The organism is Enterococcus sp. BWR-S5 (genome assembly GCF_016745255.1).
In the GTDB taxonomy this organism is placed as follows: Bacteria; Bacillota; Bacilli; order Lactobacillales; family Enterococcaceae; genus Enterococcus_L.
Map to the genome: position 1 here is coordinate 1 of NZ_JADOEQ010000007.1, position 14,625 is coordinate 14,625.

The following is a 14,625-nucleotide window of genomic DNA, read 5'->3' on the forward strand; positions in this document are numbered from 1 at the left end:
TGATTTGATGTCAACTCTTTTTTTGAAGAAGTTGAAGTTTTTTTCTGCTTGGCTGTTGTCGTTTTGTTTCATAACAACTTTTATATCTTATCAACAATCTTGTTATTTGTCAACAACTTTTTTGTTGATAAAATAAGTTTTTTCTTTTACTCAGCTGTTATTCTATTGTGCTGTTTAAAAGATGTTGCCGTGTCTCAGCGACATGTAATAATATACCAAGATTATCATCTCAGGTCAATCATAAATTTGCATTTTTTCAAACTTTTTTTCATTAACGATTGTTCGTTATACATCCAGTTATCATCGTTCGCTTTTGACATCTTTTTTCTATTATATTTATAATATAGAAGTCCTAATATACGATAAATGCTTTTTGCCTAATAATACTATAGTAGAAGTTTTCTTTATATAGTAGTTATGGAGTCTATAGTTTTTAGTAATGTATTTAAAATTTCCGTAATATACACGACTTTTTATCTCTTTTTGCCTTTTTTTGTTAAAATGTTAATGACGATATTAAAGATATGGAGGATATACCCTTATGAAAATTTTAGTAGCAGATGATGACAAAGAGATTGTTGAGCTTTTAAGTATCTATATTCACAATGAAGGCTACGAGGTAGTCAAAGCCTATGATGGTAGAGAAGCTCTATCAAAGATTAGAACAATTCCTGATATTGATTTACTTGTACTGGATATCATGATGCCGATAATGGATGGTATGCAGGTTGTTAAAGAATTGCGGAAAGAATCGCAGATACCTATTATCATGCTGACAGCGAAAACAACAGATATGGATAAAATCAAAGGATTGGTTGCCGGAGCAGATGATTATGTGACGAAGCCGTTTAATCCTCTGGAGGTAATGGCTCGTGTCAAATCTATTTTGCGAAGAAGTCAAATGCAGCAAAAAGTGAATGAACCCGATGTATTGGAAGTTGGTTCATTAATTATCAACAAAGATTCTCATGAAGTAAAAACAATTGATGATAAGGAAATCCAACTGACTGCTTTAGAATTCGGTATTCTCTATCTTTTAGCCAGTCATCCAAACCGCGTATTTAATGCTGACGAGATATTCGAACGTGTCTGGCAGCAGGAAAGTGTTGTTTCCGCAAAAACTGTTATGGTTCATGTCAGCCATTTGCGCGATAAGATAGAAGAAGCTACAGGTGGAGAGAAAGTTATACAGACAGTTTGGGGTGTGGGGTATAAAATTGATGCCCGCTAAACAACGTAAACCGGAGAAACAACGTCGAATTGCTTTGACCTCTAAAGAAGTAAGTGAATTATTGGCTGAGGGAATTTTGACAATTATTCTTTTACTACTATTGAATGTCGCAATTCTTGTTCTTGTCTATCAATTTATTCAAGGTTCGCCCGCTTTGAGAAATATCATTTTTGGAACGAAAGGGGCTTTAGCTGATTATCTTGAGACAGATGTTTTCTGGAGCTGGAGCAAGTTTGTCATTCCGATTTTTCTGATTATTGACTGTGGTGTTTTATACTGGCGCTTAATTAGAAGGTATCATCAAATGCAGCTGCGTCATATTATCAGCGAATTACATTTTATCGCTGATGGAAATTATGATCATCGAATTCCTTTTGAGTTAAGTGGTGACTTGGCGAAAGTTATTGCCAGCGTGAATGGTCTTGTAGATAGCACTATTGCTGCAATCCAGGATGAACGGCGAATCGAAAAATCAAAGGATGAGCTGATTACGAATGTCAGTCACGATATTCGAACGCCTCTTACTTCTATTATTGGGTATCTGGGTCTCATTGAAGATCGGCAGTTCCACTCTCAAGAAGAGCTGCTCAAATACACACATACAGCTTATGTAAAAGCGAAGCAAATGAAGTTATTGGTCGATGACCTTTTTGAATACACCAAGGTCCGACAACCAGCAGTTCCATTAAACGCCATTTCATTTGATATGACTCAGCTGTTAGAGCAGCTCGCCATTGACTTTGAACTAGAAGCGAATAAACGCGGGATGGAAATTATGGTTAAAACCACACCAGAGTCAATTCCTATGGAGGGTGACACAGAAAAACTGGTGCGAGTATTTAATAACCTTCTATCTAATGCTCTTAAATATGGAAAGGGCGGAAATAAAATTTTGATGGAAGCAAGCAAGGTTGGAACAGAGGTGGTGGTCGCTGTTCGTAATGATGGTCCGCAGATTCCGCAAAAATCTCTCGATCAGTTGTTTGATCGCTTCTATAGAGTAGAAGAATCACGCTCACAGGAAACCGGCGGAACAGGCTTAGGTTTGGCGATTGCACAAAGCATTGTTGCGCTTCATGGTGGATACATTTATGCGAAATCAGATGCAAATTGGACCTCATTCATTATTCACCTGCCCATTCAAAGAAATGCGGCCTCTTCCAAGTAAGCATTGACATCCTATACGAAATTTTGTATGCTAAGTGAAAACAAAGAGAATTAGTACTTGTAGCTCTGATTTCCAGAGAGTTTGCGGTGGTGTAAGCAAACAATCATCTATAATGAATCCATCTCTTATTCTTGTGTCTGATGAAATAAATCAGATCGGCAGCAGCCGTTATCTGCTTAATCAAGGGCAGCCGTTATGGCTGAACTTGGGTGGCAACGCGAAATCCTCGTCATTTCGTCCCAAGATTTTTTTCTGGGGATGAAGTGGCGTTTTTTATTTTCAAATCATTAAATAGGAGGAACAACTATGTTAGATGTAAAAATGATTCGTCAAAATTTTGATGATGTAAAACAAAAGCTTAAAACTCGTGGTGTGAAAGAAGAGGTACTGGTAGAATTCATCAGCCTTGATGAAAATCGCAGAGAACTGCTTGTTAAAGTGGAAGAGTTGAAAAAGTATAGAAATGATGTATCGACTGAGATTGCTCAATTAAAAAGAAACAAAGAGGATGCTTCTGCTAAAATCAATGAGATGAAAGAAGTCGGTGGAAAGATTAAAGCTTTGGATACAGAAATCGCAGACACCGATGAGCAGTTAAAAGCCATCGCTTCTGCTTTGCCAAATCTGCCTCATGAATCTGTTCCTGTAGGCGCCGGTGAAGAAGAAAATGTGGAGCTGCGCAAATGGAGTGAGCCAAGAACCTTTGACTTTGAGCCAAAGCCTCACTGGGAAGTAGCTGAAAACCTTGGTATTTTGGATTTTGAGCGCGGCGCGAAGGTTGCCGGAAGTCGTTTTGTTTACTATAAAGGATTAGGTGCACGTCTGGAACGCGCATTATACAATTTCATGCTTGATTTGCATGTATACGACCATGGTTATACAGAAATAATCCCGCCTTATATCGTCAACAGCAACTCTATGTATGGTACAGGACAATTTCCTAAATTCCGTGAGGACGGTTTCCAATTGGAGGATACTGACTTTACGTTGATTCCGACAGCAGAAGTTCCTTTGACCAATTATTATAATGGCGAAATTTTAGATGGGAAAGACCTGCCAATCTACTTCACCGCACTGAGTCCTTCTTTCCGTTCTGAGGCTGGAAGTGCCGGTCGAGATACACGTGGGCTGATTCGTCTACACCAGTTCAATAAAGTAGAGATGGTAAAATTCAGTGATCCAGCTCATTCTTATGAAGAGCTTGAAAAAATGACTGCTAATGCAGAAGAAATTTTACAAAAGTTAAACCTGCCGTATCGAGTGATGGCTCTATCAACTGGGGACATGGGCTTCTCTGCTGCGAAAACCTATGATTTAGAAGTTTGGATTCCGGCACAGGATGTCTATCGTGAAATCAGCTCATGTTCAAACTGCGAGGACTTCCAAGCGCGCAGAGCAATGATTCGCTATAGAGATGATGAAGAAAAAGTCAATTATTTGCATACGCTAAACGGCTCTGGGTTAGCAGTTGGCCGAACAGTCGCAGCGATTCTTGAGAACTATCAGAATGAAGATGGTACAGTGACGATTCCAGAAGTATTGATTCCTTACATGGGCGGACTGAAGGTTATCGGCTAAAGTTTTCTCTTCTATAATATTTAATAAATAGGAAAGACGGACAATCTCATAGGGGGATTGTCTGTCTTTTTTATTATCAGCACATATTAATCAGAACTTAATCGCTGTATTAAAATCAATTCTCCACCTTGCATTTCTATTATGGCTCCCTTACACTTTTATTGTGGCAAATACTCTATATAGACTAACCAACACTATACTTTTTCAATAAAAGGATTTGATTCATATGGAACCAAAAACAGCACCAAAGCATTCTAGAAAAGAACGTCGAAAAAAAGACAGACAATCCGTCCCAAAAAAATGGCGATTGATCTTACCTATACTGGTTATTTTTGCAGCAGGTCTATACGTCTGTGTCCTGGGCTACCACTACATCCAAGCCGGACAGCAAAAAAAAGAAGAGCAGAAAACTGCTGCTGCTGAAAAAAAACGAGACCAACAACTACTCACAACGATAGAAAAACAGCAAACAGAGTTAGGCAATAAGGTAGTAGAAAATCAAACAGTTGATGACCAGCTTCAACAACTGACGTATCTTCCAATTACTGCGCAAAAGAAGTTGTTAAAACAGGAGTTGGAGACATTGACAGCCGAAGCACGGAAGCAGTTAGATGGAGGTACACCTTTCAAGCTTGTTGGTTATGTAAAAAAAGAAATGGCTTTTGGAAAGGTTGTCTCCTATTTACCAGTCGTTGATGTTTACCAGAGGAAGGCAGAGCGTTGGGAAGCCGGCTCTTCTTCACAGGGAAAAAAATTCTACATGAATAAGGAAACAGCTGATTTCCCCAGCGTAACTGATCTTTTTCAAGACCAAGCGACCTTAACCGCTATCCAACCGCTGATAAAACAACAGTTATTGGATGAGGCAGCGGATAAAGCTGCAGCAATTGACCCAATTCTAAATTTCCCAGAAATGACGATGGAGCAAAAGATTCTTAGTTATTCTCCGGACAAAATTACGTTATCTCTTCCGGAAAACCAATTGGGGCTTAAACAGATTGGTTTGCCATTTTCCAAGATATTGGATTTTACAGACTCTGCATTTATTGATCCAACAGTGATTACTGCAAATACAGCGCCACCCTTGGATCCAAATAAAAAATACATCGCGTTGACCTTCGATGATGGTCCTAACCCAATTACTACACCACGACTTCTTGAGGTTCTAAAGGAAAAGAATGTTAAAGCTACCTTTTTTATGTTGGGGCAAAACGTGGTTAACAACTCTGATCTAGTTCGTCAGGTCGCCGCAGAGGGGCATGTGATTGGTAGTCATTCCTATTCTCATCCTAATTTGACAACGCTTGACCCAGACAGTATAAAGGATCAAGTACAGACAACGGATCGAGCAATTGCGAATGCTACAGGGAAGTTCCCTTTAGATTTTCGACCGCCTTATGGTGCGATAAACAAGACAGCGGCAGAAATAATTGGCAGACCGATTATTCAATGGTCTGTTGACTCTGAAGATTGGAAAACCAAAAATACACCCAAAATCATCAACCGTGTAATGAAAACCAGCTACAACAATTCGATTATCTTGATGCACGATATCTATCCGGAAACGATTGATGCCGTTCCACAAATCATTGATGCTTTGCGAAGTGAAGGATATGAAATTATCCCTGTTGATGAGCTGATAACCGAAAAACAAGAACCTTTGCATATGTACTATGGAAATAAGTCGGAACAGGTTATCCAATAATCGATAGACTCTACGAAAAAATAGCCAGCTAATCCCTTTTCTAAACTGCATCCAAAAAAACGAGAGGACTGTCGCTTTGACAGTCGTCTCGTTTTTTGATTGCTATTGTTCTACAGAATAGTTTGGTGCTTCTTTTGTAATTTGAACATCATGAGGATGTGATTCTTTCAAGCCATTTCCGCTCATTTGAACAAATTGAGCTTCTTCACGCAGCTGCTTCAAGTCCGCTGCACCGACGTAACCCATACCAGATTTCAATCCACCAATCATTTGGAAGACAATGTCTGCTGCACTTCCTTTGTAAGCTACGCGGCCTTCGATTCCTTCCGGAACCAGCTTGTTCGCTTCGTTGACACCACTTTGGAAATAGCGATCACTTGAGCCCTTTTCCATAGCGCCAAGAGAACCCATACCACGGTATGTTTTGAATCGACGACCTTGATAGATTTCAAATTCGCCCGGTGACTCATCGGTTCCTGCCAACATGCTTCCAAGCATGACTGCATGTCCGCCTGCTGCAAGAGCCTTAACGATGTCCCCTGAGTATTTGATTCCACCATCTGCAATAATGGCTTTACCATATTCACGAGCAACGGAAGCTGCATCATAGATTGCTGTCAGCTGAGGAACACCAACACCGGCAACGACACGTGTTGTACAGATAGAACCAGGACCGATTCCTACTTTCACTACATCAACACCAACATCATACAAGGCACGAGCGCCTTCACCAGTAGCGATGTTTCCGGCAATCAGTGTTGCTTCCGGGAATGTGTCGCGAATTTCTTTGATTTTACGAATTACACCCGCACTGTGTCCATGTGCAGTATCAATAATGATTGCATCTACACCGGCATCAAGTAATGCTTCTGCACGTTCAAAGGTATCACTTGTTACACCGACAGCTGCGGCTACTAACAAACGTCCATGCTCATCTTTCGCCGCATTCGGGAATTCAATGACCTTTTCAATATCTTTGATTGTAATCAAGCCGCTCAAGCGTCCTGCTTCATCAACGATTGGCAGTTTTTCGATTTTATGTTTCTGCAGAATTTTTTCTGCATCCTTCAGAGAAGTACCAACTGGGGCAGTAACTAAATCATCTTTTGTCATAACGTCTTCGATTCTGATTTGATAATCAGTGACAAAACGCATGTCACGGTTTGTGATGATTCCTACTAATTTACGATTTTCCATCGTTTCAACGATTGGTACACCGCTGATTCGATATTTACTCATCAATGCTTCTGCATCAGCAACCGGACTTGCCGGAGTCAGGAAAAACGGATCTAAAATAACGCCGCTTTCTGAACGTTTTACCTTACGAACTTCATCTGCCTGCTGTGCGATACTCATGTTTTTGTGAATGACACCTAACCCACCTTGACGCGCCATTGCGATTGCCATTTTGCTGTCTGTAACGGTATCCATACTTGCACTGATTAAAGGAATATTCAACTTGATATTTTTTGCCAACTGCACGCTCATATCCACTTCATTTGGTAGTACGTGACTTTCCGCCGGAATCAGTAAAACATCATCAAATGTTAGACCTTTTTTCGCAAATTTCGTTTCCCAGTTAGACATTGCCTGAACCACTCCTCTATTTTAATTTTATTTATGAAAATAACAGATAATAAGGGATAAGTCAACCGCATTTTCTCGTTTACGAAATATTTCCGTAAATTTTCTATAACATGAGTTATTTCTCATTATTCTATCAGCAAATTGATAGAATATATCGCGATAGACTACACTACTTCTCTTATAATTGTAATAACTCTTTCCCATACCTGAATCTAATCATTTCTTCCTATGAAGATATTTTTCTTTAGAAAAAAACCTGAGTCAGGGCACTCCCTTGCTCAGGTTATCTATTTCTTCATAGCTTATCTTGCCAAACTGCTTTGCATGTTGTATTTCTTTTTAAGGAAATAACGTCCCAACAACACAGCTGCTCCAAGAACGATTACAATGACTGGGTCCAACACCGGATTGATACTTGTAGGCAGTAAAGCGGATCCCGCAAATGCCAACAGCCATAAGAACATCGCACCAACCATGATGGCGCCAGACTTCAAGAAGCCCGGACGTTGTGATTTATCTGCTCCTGGTCGGTCATATTGATAGACATACTTGTACATCAAATATAGAACATACCCGCCGACTGTTCCTCCGGCAAGCAATGTAACCAGACCCAATTGCTGTGTATTGTTTTTAAACAGCAGGCCGGTAACAGACATCATAAGTGCAATTGCACCTGTCAAAAGCATTGCATTGTCCAGCCACATCAAAAATGGTGTTGCCTCTTCCTTTGCAGCAGGCTTACTCAAAATTGCTTCTGTCCGCTCTGAGACTGTTCCAAAAAGCTGACGTGCAGTCTTTCCGCTTTTTTGTTCCTCTACCATCACCGGTAGGATTTCATGTAAAGCCAAAGTTTGTTCTTGTTCTGAAAGATTAGCCGCATTCATCGACTTTTTCAAGTCAAAGATGTACTGCTCATTTCTCTTTGTCAAATTCTTTTCCAGCTCACGATTTTCAGCAACGATTTCCTGCAGTTTTTCCAGTTCCATTTCCTTGTGCCCCCTAAGCCTGCTGTCGCAGAACAAACTTTATCTATATGTATCCTGTAAAAGATGCCATTGCATGAAGAGTGACCTTTGCACATCGTATAGAACAAAGGACTCTATTTACAAGCCGATTGCTTTAACAGGATGTATATATATGAACCGCACAAACTATTTCACTGCCTGAGAGATGGCTTTTGCTCTCTGTGTAAAACAAGCGATTCGTTTCTTTATTGTTTATTTCATCGTATTTGCAGATATCTTTTTAGATTCTCTGCTTGATGGTATTTTATCATATTCTTGATAGATAAAAACCGATTCCCTTAAACTATTTATACATTGAAACGGAAAAGCATGACGTCGCCATCTTGGACGATGTAGTCCTTTCCTTCCAAACGGACTTTTCCGGCTTCCTTCGCCGCTTGCATATTGCCATATGTGTTTAAGTCCTCGAATGACACTGTCTCAGCACGAATGAAGCCGCGCTCGAAATCTGTATGAATAATCCCTGCTGCTTGAGGTGCTTTGATTCCTTTACGGAATGTCCATGCACGTACTTCCTGCTCACCGGCGGTAAAGTATGTAGCAAGTCCTAACAAGTCATAGGCTGCACGAATCAACTGATCCAGGCCAGACTCTTCGATGCCTAGTGCTTCTAAAAATTCCGCCTTGTCTTCCTCATCCAATTCAGCGATTTCTTCTTCTGCTCGGGCACAAACAACGATTACTTCCGCATTTTCATTTGACGCGAATGTTCGAACCTGTTGTACATACTCATTGCTATCGGAATCTGATACTTCATCTTCTGAGACATTCGCTACATATAAGATAGGCTTAGTCGTTAACAAGAACAGACTTCTTACGATTTTCTTTTCTTCATCGTTAAACTCAATCGTTCTTGCAGAAAGACCTTCTTCCAAAACCGGTTTAATTTTTTCTAAGACTGCCAATTCAGCAACTGCATCTTTATCTTTTGTCTTTGCAATTTTCGCCACTCGTGTATAACGCTTATTAATCGAATCCAAATCCGCCAGAACTAACTCTAGGTTGATTGTATCAATATCTGCCAAAGGGTCTACTCGTCCTTCAACGTGCGTAATATTCTCATCATCAAAACAGCGAACAACGTGACAAATCGCATCCACTTGACGAATATGACTCAAAAATTGGTTTCCAAGGCCTTCACCTTTGCTTGCGCCTTTAACGATTCCCGCAATATCTGTAAATTCAAATGTTGTTGGAACGGTTTTTTTGGGCTTTACCAATTCAGTTAAGCGTTGCAGTCGATCATCAGGAACCTCTACCATTCCAACATTCGGATCAATTGTCGCAAATGGGTAGTTGGCCGCTTCTGCTCCTGCCTTTGTGATTGCGTTAAAAAGAGTAGATTTCCCAACGTTGGGCAAACCTACGATACCTGCTGTTAATGCCATGTCTGTTCACTCTTCCTTTATCTCATTTCTGTTCACAATTATTCAGTGTCCATCATTTATATTTTTTTGCTTTATGCTTTCTTTTCCAGAACCTTCTTCAACCTTTTTTCAAAGTCGCGACGGGTCATCATGACGATATGCTGACAGTTCAAACATCTGACTTTTATGTCGGCACCCATACGGATAATTTCCCACCGATTTGTCTGACAAGCATGAGGCTTTTTCATTTCGACAATGTCTCCTAAATCATACATAATCTCATTTCCCTTTCTGAGGTTCCTCATCTATCACAACACATCTGTCTCTCTTACTTAAAATAAAAAAGCAGATAAGCCTACAATACCATTTTTTTTCCTAAGTAGCAAAATCTATTTTCCCGTTTTATCAAATTTTTTCGTCAGTAATCCAACTGTTTTAAACGAAGCAAAACAGTATCGGTACTGATTTTCTTTATATAATATAATTGCGTAATTGTTCTGCGCATCTTCTTTTCTTCTTTACCAAGCTGCTCATTCATCTCAAATAAGCGAATAAATACATATTCAATAAGCATCTGCATCCCACCGCTGCCTAGCTCTACGCCCATTCGTTCCGTGTCGCTAAGCTGTCCTTTTTGCAGTTCGTAAATTTCCGCAGCCAGCTCTCCGGTAATGAAAATTTCATCGGCTTTCTTTTTCAATTGATAAAGCAGCTCTTCTTTTGTTTCAACCTCTTTCATAACAGCCTCTCCTTTCGTCTTCAACGACCCTGCCTCTTTCTGCTCCAGTGCAAATGTATGCAGCAAAACGGCATTTTCCAGAGAGCCTTTATGGAAATCAGCCTGACCGTTACGCAGCTTTCCAATCATTTGTCGGGAAATACCTGTGGCGATTGAAATCTTATAGCTGCTGACAGAAGAATTTAACAGCTCTTCAATCAGCTCTGTGTCCAATTTCATAGCTTCCCTCCTTTTACTTATTATTATAGCGTAAATTAGAAATTACGTAAACTACACTTTACCAACTAACAATAGAGGATGCCTGTTCTACGGGAAGACGATAAAAGAGCTTTTATTCCTCTTGGAAATGAGGATTAAAAGCTCAAAATTAGTCATTTATCAATGAATTACAGTCCGAATTCATTTTCTTTCTTTTTCTTCAAAATGTATGCGGCCTGCGCAACTAAAATCATACCAGCTGCTGCCACAACCATATTTTCTTTCTCACCCGTTTCCGGCAGAGATTTTTTATCATAGATAGGTTTAACTTCAGGTCTTACCTCTACCACTGTATTCACAGGCTGTACTTGAGATGGTTGACCAGGCTGACCAGGTATTTCAACAGCCGGTACACCGTAAACTAATACCATATATTAGTTTTCACAGGCAATCAACATTGTATAACGTTGTATAAACTAGAAAAAATAAAGGTTTCTTAGTATTTCTTTAGTCAATTGTTATATAACGTTGTACAACGATTGCCCCTTTTTTGCCCCTAACTTTAAGTTTTTCTACTATTATATGTAAGTGGGAAAAAATATTGTGACAATTTTTTTTGAAACTATTGACTTAATACGCAATGCGTATTATAATAAATATATAGAAAGGAGGTAGAGATATGGTTGAAGACATAATAAAATGGCTAACAGCTGTAACACTGCTAGCCACGGCGATTCTAAACTTCTTAACAGCCACCAAGCAAACTAAGAAGAAAAAGAAACGCAAAAAGTAAAAAACTTGGTAGAGGGGATAACCCCTCTCTACCTCCATATTATACCACAATAAGGAGGAACCTAAAATGATGATATTCTATTTAGCTGTTGCAATACTGGCGGTTGCTGGTTTAGTAATAGCGATAAAAAACTTTAAGGATTGATGTATATGAACTGGTTTGAAAAGTATAAAGAAGATTTCGGTTTCACTTCCAACTATCAAGTAGGAAAAAAGGCTGGCATTACTGCAAGTAGTTTGCAACGCTTAGACACTTCAAAAGATTGGAACAATGTGCAATTGGGTACTATTCGAAAATTAGCCATCGCTGCAGATAAAAATTTAGATGCGTTTGTAGAGTATTTAGAAAATGAAAGTTAAGCGGACTTTTCGCGACCGCTAGACTACAGATAATGAACTAAAATAGGTTTACAAATCATTTTAGTTCGTTCTAATTTCGTATTGCACAAAATAAATTACTCAGGTATAATTTCAAATAGTTACGTTATTCAAAGATAAATTTGAAAAGTGGGATTATTTTGAATCATAGTCATAAAGTGTACCATACAAACACAACTACAAAAATAGAGATGTTTATATCAGACTATTCATACATGATTATCAGTAATCACGCTTATGACGAAAATTGGTGTGGAGAAGGAATGTATTTTTGGGATAATAAAGGAAATTCTAATTTTTGGAAAAAGAAAAAGAATGGTGATTCTGAAATTGTTAGTTGTTTCCTAGTTTTTGAGGAAGAACATCTTCTTGATTTTTCAGATTATGAAGTTGCTGAGCGTATGCAACAGCTCATTAGTCTATTGTCACAGAGAGATAGAAATCTTCTCGATGAGAAGCCTGGCAAAAAGATTGATTTTCTAGCAAAAAAATTAGAGATAAAACTTGTAAAAGTAATTGGCATGTATCCTTTTTCTAAAGGAAGTTCTTTTTTTCCTGAAATCGATAATGCTCATCCGTCCACATCCAGTAAAATCATATATTGTGTAAAACCAGGTAACTCTGATATAATTAACGAAAGAAAGTTAGTAGAGGAGGAATAACAATGAACATGATAGATAAAATCGACAAACTCTTGCTTGATTTAGAAGATTCAGAAGTACTTGATGAATTTGTTAATGAGTACCATGACTTTATAGATGAAGATTTAGAAAAGTCTTGTACAAAATTTAGCAAACATATTTCTCATGATTTCACTGACAATCTTCTCTTTGATAACTTTGTCGAATTTACGAAAGATTTTGGTAAAATATTCGATGAGTATGTATTAGATATTAATTTTGACGAAATATTAAACGCAGTCACAGAAGGTATCAATAAAAGTAATCAATATGATAATGACTACATACCAGAAAACATTACTGAGTTTAAGTTAAAAATTAATGCAGATACAATTAACTACACAAACTTGACAAATGCTGCTTAAAATTAGGAGTTGTAAATATGGCATCACCAATAGAATTTCAAGGATACAGGATTGAAAAAATTGAATATGACCACAAGATGGATGGGGAGGATACTTCCATCACTAGTAATTATTTTGATCCTCAAGTAGAACTCAGATTTGACGAAGATTTTAAAGAAGGACTCGTTATATTGAGTGTCACTTTGAATGAAAAAGACGAGAGACATTTTTTTCTTCAACTAGCCGGTTTTTTTGTTGTAACTAGCGAAGAAGTTGACCAAGAACAAGCGAAAGAACTACTTGCCTTGAATGGAACTACAATCTTAATGCCTTACGCCCGTTCAATAATTTCGATGATTACATCTTTAGATTCTCCAAGAGCTTTGGTCATGCCGACCGTTAATATTCATGAACTGTTTAGCTCATAAAATAAGCCAGTCTCTTTTTACGGAGACCGGCTTTTTCTTAACCTTCCAATAAATGTTTTTTGTTCCAAGCACTGAGCCACACTCTGCCGCCGTTTCTAAATTGAACTGGTAACCAGTAGTAGTTACCGCTACCCTTTTGCGCTAATCCAACATCGTTCACATTGATTTCAGGAATGACAAAGCAGCTTCCCTTAGTTGTCACTTGATTAGCAAGAACATTTCCCTTACTGTCAGTAAGTGTGATATCAGCACAGGCTATGCCATTCTGTGTCCAGTCAAAATCAACTGGTGCAAGCTCGTTACAGCGCACTTGCCAAATACCGTTCACATATTGAAGGTCATCTACTCGATAGACTTTATTATTCAATGGAATCGATGTATTCGGTTGTGTATTTGTTTCACCATCCGGAACTGTCGTTTCACCTGAACCGTTATACCGATAGATTGTCACGGCAGGCTTTCCATTGTAACCCCAAATCACATCATGATTATTCACAGTAATTCCATTATAACCAAAGTTGCAATGAATAATGTTGTCTGCACTATCAAGGAAAATCCCTGTATGTCCTGCTGTGCCTCCGCTTTGTCCACGAACACCCCAAATGAATATATCTCCACGCTTGACTGTAAAACTACCGTCAGCATTCGCAACTACCTTCTTCCAGCCGTTTGCTTCTAAATGACCGAATAAGCTATCAGTATTCCCCATCATACCATTAGGAAGGAATCCCCCAGCACGTAAAGCGAAATAAACTGCTGAACTGCAGTCGTAACTCGAAGGACCTAAACGACTGTTCATCGAATAGGTCACTTTCCCTTGGCGATCAGTAAACCATTTAATAGTAGTTTCAAGGTTTGCCATCTTGCTTCAACTCCTTGAGAATTTCGTCTGCCTCCACTGCTGCTCCTGTAAAGCTGTTATTCTTCCACCAAGCGACTAAGGTCGAACCAATCGTTACAATTAAAGACACGACCTGATACACATCATCCTCAACGATATCAAGTGTGCCTTTTCCGAATGTAGCGAGTAGCTGATTCAATAACGCCAAAAATAAGACGACCGTTCTTGCGATCGTCTGAGCTGATACATTTTTCATTTATTTTTCTCTCCTTCTTGTTTGATGTCAGGTAAATTTCTAAACAGCGTTTTAAATCGCTCATCAACAGAGGTCTTCTGTTGCGTAAAATCAAGCCTCAATTGATCGATTTCTCGATGCAATACAGCCCTGTCATTCTTACTTTCATCAAAGTTCAACACTAAAGTTTCTAGCTTGCTTAGAATTGACTGCAAACTTGAATACAGTTTAGCGAACCCATAAACTAGACCACTCAGAAAAGTAATTACTGCAATCCATTCTGTGACTGTGAAAAATCCTATTCTCATGTTACACCTGCTTCCATAATT

At 38.8% G+C, this 14,625-nt stretch carries 17 protein-coding genes and 1 other annotated feature; of the genes, 8 read left to right on the forward strand and 9 right to left on the reverse strand.

Going from position 1 to position 14,625, the window contains the following annotated elements; translation table 11 throughout:
* The first annotated feature begins 541 nt into the window (after positions 1–541).
* The 4 genes from IW510_RS09520 (at position 542) to IW510_RS09535 (ending at position 5,682) form a co-directional block, all read left to right on the forward strand.
* The gene (locus tag IW510_RS09520) at positions 542–1,231 is read left to right on the forward strand and encodes a response regulator transcription factor (RefSeq protein ID WP_202058989.1); all 690 of its coding nucleotides are present in this window, start codon (positions 542–544) and stop codon (positions 1,229–1,231) included.
* On the forward strand, positions 1,221–2,399 hold the full coding sequence (locus IW510_RS09525) for a sensor histidine kinase (protein ID WP_202059322.1): 1,179 nt from the start codon (positions 1,221–1,223) through the stop codon (positions 2,397–2,399). The genes IW510_RS09520 and IW510_RS09525 overlap by 11 nt, the downstream gene beginning before the upstream one ends.
* A gap of 31 nt (positions 2,400–2,430) precedes the next feature.
* Positions 2,431–2,644, forward strand: a binding site (T-box leader).
* A gap of 61 nt (positions 2,645–2,705) precedes the next feature.
* On the forward strand, positions 2,706–3,977 hold the full coding sequence (gene serS, locus IW510_RS09530; RefSeq protein WP_202058990.1) for a serine--tRNA ligase: 1,272 nt from the start codon (positions 2,706–2,708) through the stop codon (positions 3,975–3,977).
* A 226-nt stretch (positions 3,978–4,203) separates the two neighbouring features.
* Positions 4,204–5,682 carry a polysaccharide deacetylase family protein gene (locus IW510_RS09535; protein WP_202058991.1) on the forward strand — a complete coding sequence of 493 codons (1,479 nt, stop codon included), beginning with the start codon at positions 4,204–4,206 and terminating at the stop codon, positions 5,680–5,682.
* A gap of 102 nt (positions 5,683–5,784) precedes the next feature.
* On the opposite strand, the gene guaB is transcribed toward IW510_RS09535, so the two are convergent.
* The 6 genes from guaB to IW510_RS09565 all read right to left on the reverse strand — a co-directional run bounded on the left by guaB (position 5,785) and on the right by IW510_RS09565 (position 11,029).
* The gene (gene guaB / locus IW510_RS09540) at positions 5,785–7,269 is read right to left on the reverse strand and encodes an IMP dehydrogenase (RefSeq protein WP_202058992.1); all 1,485 of its coding nucleotides are present in this window, start codon (positions 7,267–7,269) and stop codon (positions 5,785–5,787) included.
* A gap of 302 nt (positions 7,270–7,571) precedes the next feature.
* Entirely contained in the window at positions 7,572–8,255 is a 684-nt protein-coding gene (locus IW510_RS09545; protein ID WP_202058994.1) for a DUF1129 domain-containing protein, read from the reverse strand.
* 326 nt (positions 8,256–8,581) lie between these two features.
* The gene (ychF, locus tag IW510_RS09550; RefSeq protein ID WP_202058996.1) at positions 8,582–9,682 is read right to left on the reverse strand and encodes a redox-regulated ATPase YchF; all 1,101 of its coding nucleotides are present in this window, start codon (positions 9,680–9,682) and stop codon (positions 8,582–8,584) included.
* A gap of 71 nt (positions 9,683–9,753) precedes the next feature.
* The gene (locus tag IW510_RS09555; protein ID WP_202058998.1) at positions 9,754–9,936 is read right to left on the reverse strand and encodes a DUF951 domain-containing protein; all 183 of its coding nucleotides are present in this window, start codon (positions 9,934–9,936) and stop codon (positions 9,754–9,756) included.
* Between the two features lie 143 nt (positions 9,937–10,079).
* Positions 10,080–10,619 carry a hypothetical protein gene (locus tag IW510_RS09560; RefSeq protein WP_202059000.1) on the reverse strand — a complete coding sequence of 180 codons (540 nt, stop codon included), beginning with the start codon at positions 10,617–10,619 and terminating at the stop codon, positions 10,080–10,082.
* A gap of 167 nt (positions 10,620–10,786) precedes the next feature.
* Positions 10,787–11,029: an LPXTG cell wall anchor domain-containing protein gene (locus IW510_RS09565; protein WP_202059002.1), complete on the reverse strand. Its 243-nt coding sequence runs from the start codon at positions 11,027–11,029 to the stop codon at positions 10,787–10,789.
* A 511-nt stretch (positions 11,030–11,540) separates the two neighbouring features.
* Between IW510_RS09565 and IW510_RS09570 the strand changes: the two genes are divergently transcribed.
* From IW510_RS09570 to IW510_RS09585, 4 genes are all read left to right on the forward strand, one after another.
* Positions 11,541–11,750 carry an XRE family transcriptional regulator gene (locus tag IW510_RS09570; RefSeq protein WP_202059004.1) on the forward strand — a complete coding sequence of 70 codons (210 nt, stop codon included), beginning with the start codon at positions 11,541–11,543 and terminating at the stop codon, positions 11,748–11,750.
* 233 nt (positions 11,751–11,983) lie between these two features.
* Positions 11,984–12,430 (forward strand): hypothetical protein, encoded by a 447-nt coding sequence (locus IW510_RS09575; RefSeq protein WP_202059006.1) that lies wholly within the window; start codon positions 11,984–11,986, stop codon positions 12,428–12,430.
* Between the two features lie 2 nt (positions 12,431–12,432).
* Positions 12,433–12,813 carry a hypothetical protein gene (locus IW510_RS09580; protein WP_202059008.1) on the forward strand — a complete coding sequence of 127 codons (381 nt, stop codon included), beginning with the start codon at positions 12,433–12,435 and terminating at the stop codon, positions 12,811–12,813.
* A gap of 17 nt (positions 12,814–12,830) precedes the next feature.
* Positions 12,831–13,220 carry a protein-export chaperone SecB gene (locus tag IW510_RS09585; protein WP_202059010.1) on the forward strand — a complete coding sequence of 130 codons (390 nt, stop codon included), beginning with the start codon at positions 12,831–12,833 and terminating at the stop codon, positions 13,218–13,220.
* A 37-nt stretch (positions 13,221–13,257) separates the two neighbouring features.
* On the opposite strand, the gene IW510_RS09590 is transcribed toward IW510_RS09585, so the two are convergent.
* The 3 genes from IW510_RS09590 to IW510_RS09600 are packed head-to-tail and all read right to left on the reverse strand — an operon-like array spanning position 13,258 to position 14,604.
* Entirely contained in the window at positions 13,258–14,082 is an 825-nt protein-coding gene (locus IW510_RS09590; RefSeq protein ID WP_202059012.1) for a peptidoglycan amidohydrolase family protein, read from the reverse strand.
* The gene (locus tag IW510_RS09595; RefSeq protein WP_202059014.1) at positions 14,069–14,317 is read right to left on the reverse strand and encodes a phage holin; all 249 of its coding nucleotides are present in this window, start codon (positions 14,315–14,317) and stop codon (positions 14,069–14,071) included. Before IW510_RS09595 ends, IW510_RS09590 begins: the two co-directional genes overlap by 14 nt.
* Entirely contained in the window at positions 14,314–14,604 is a 291-nt protein-coding gene (locus tag IW510_RS09600) for a hypothetical protein (RefSeq protein WP_202059016.1), read from the reverse strand. Before IW510_RS09600 ends, IW510_RS09595 begins: the two co-directional genes overlap by 4 nt.
* Positions 14,605–14,625 lie beyond the last annotated feature (21 nt).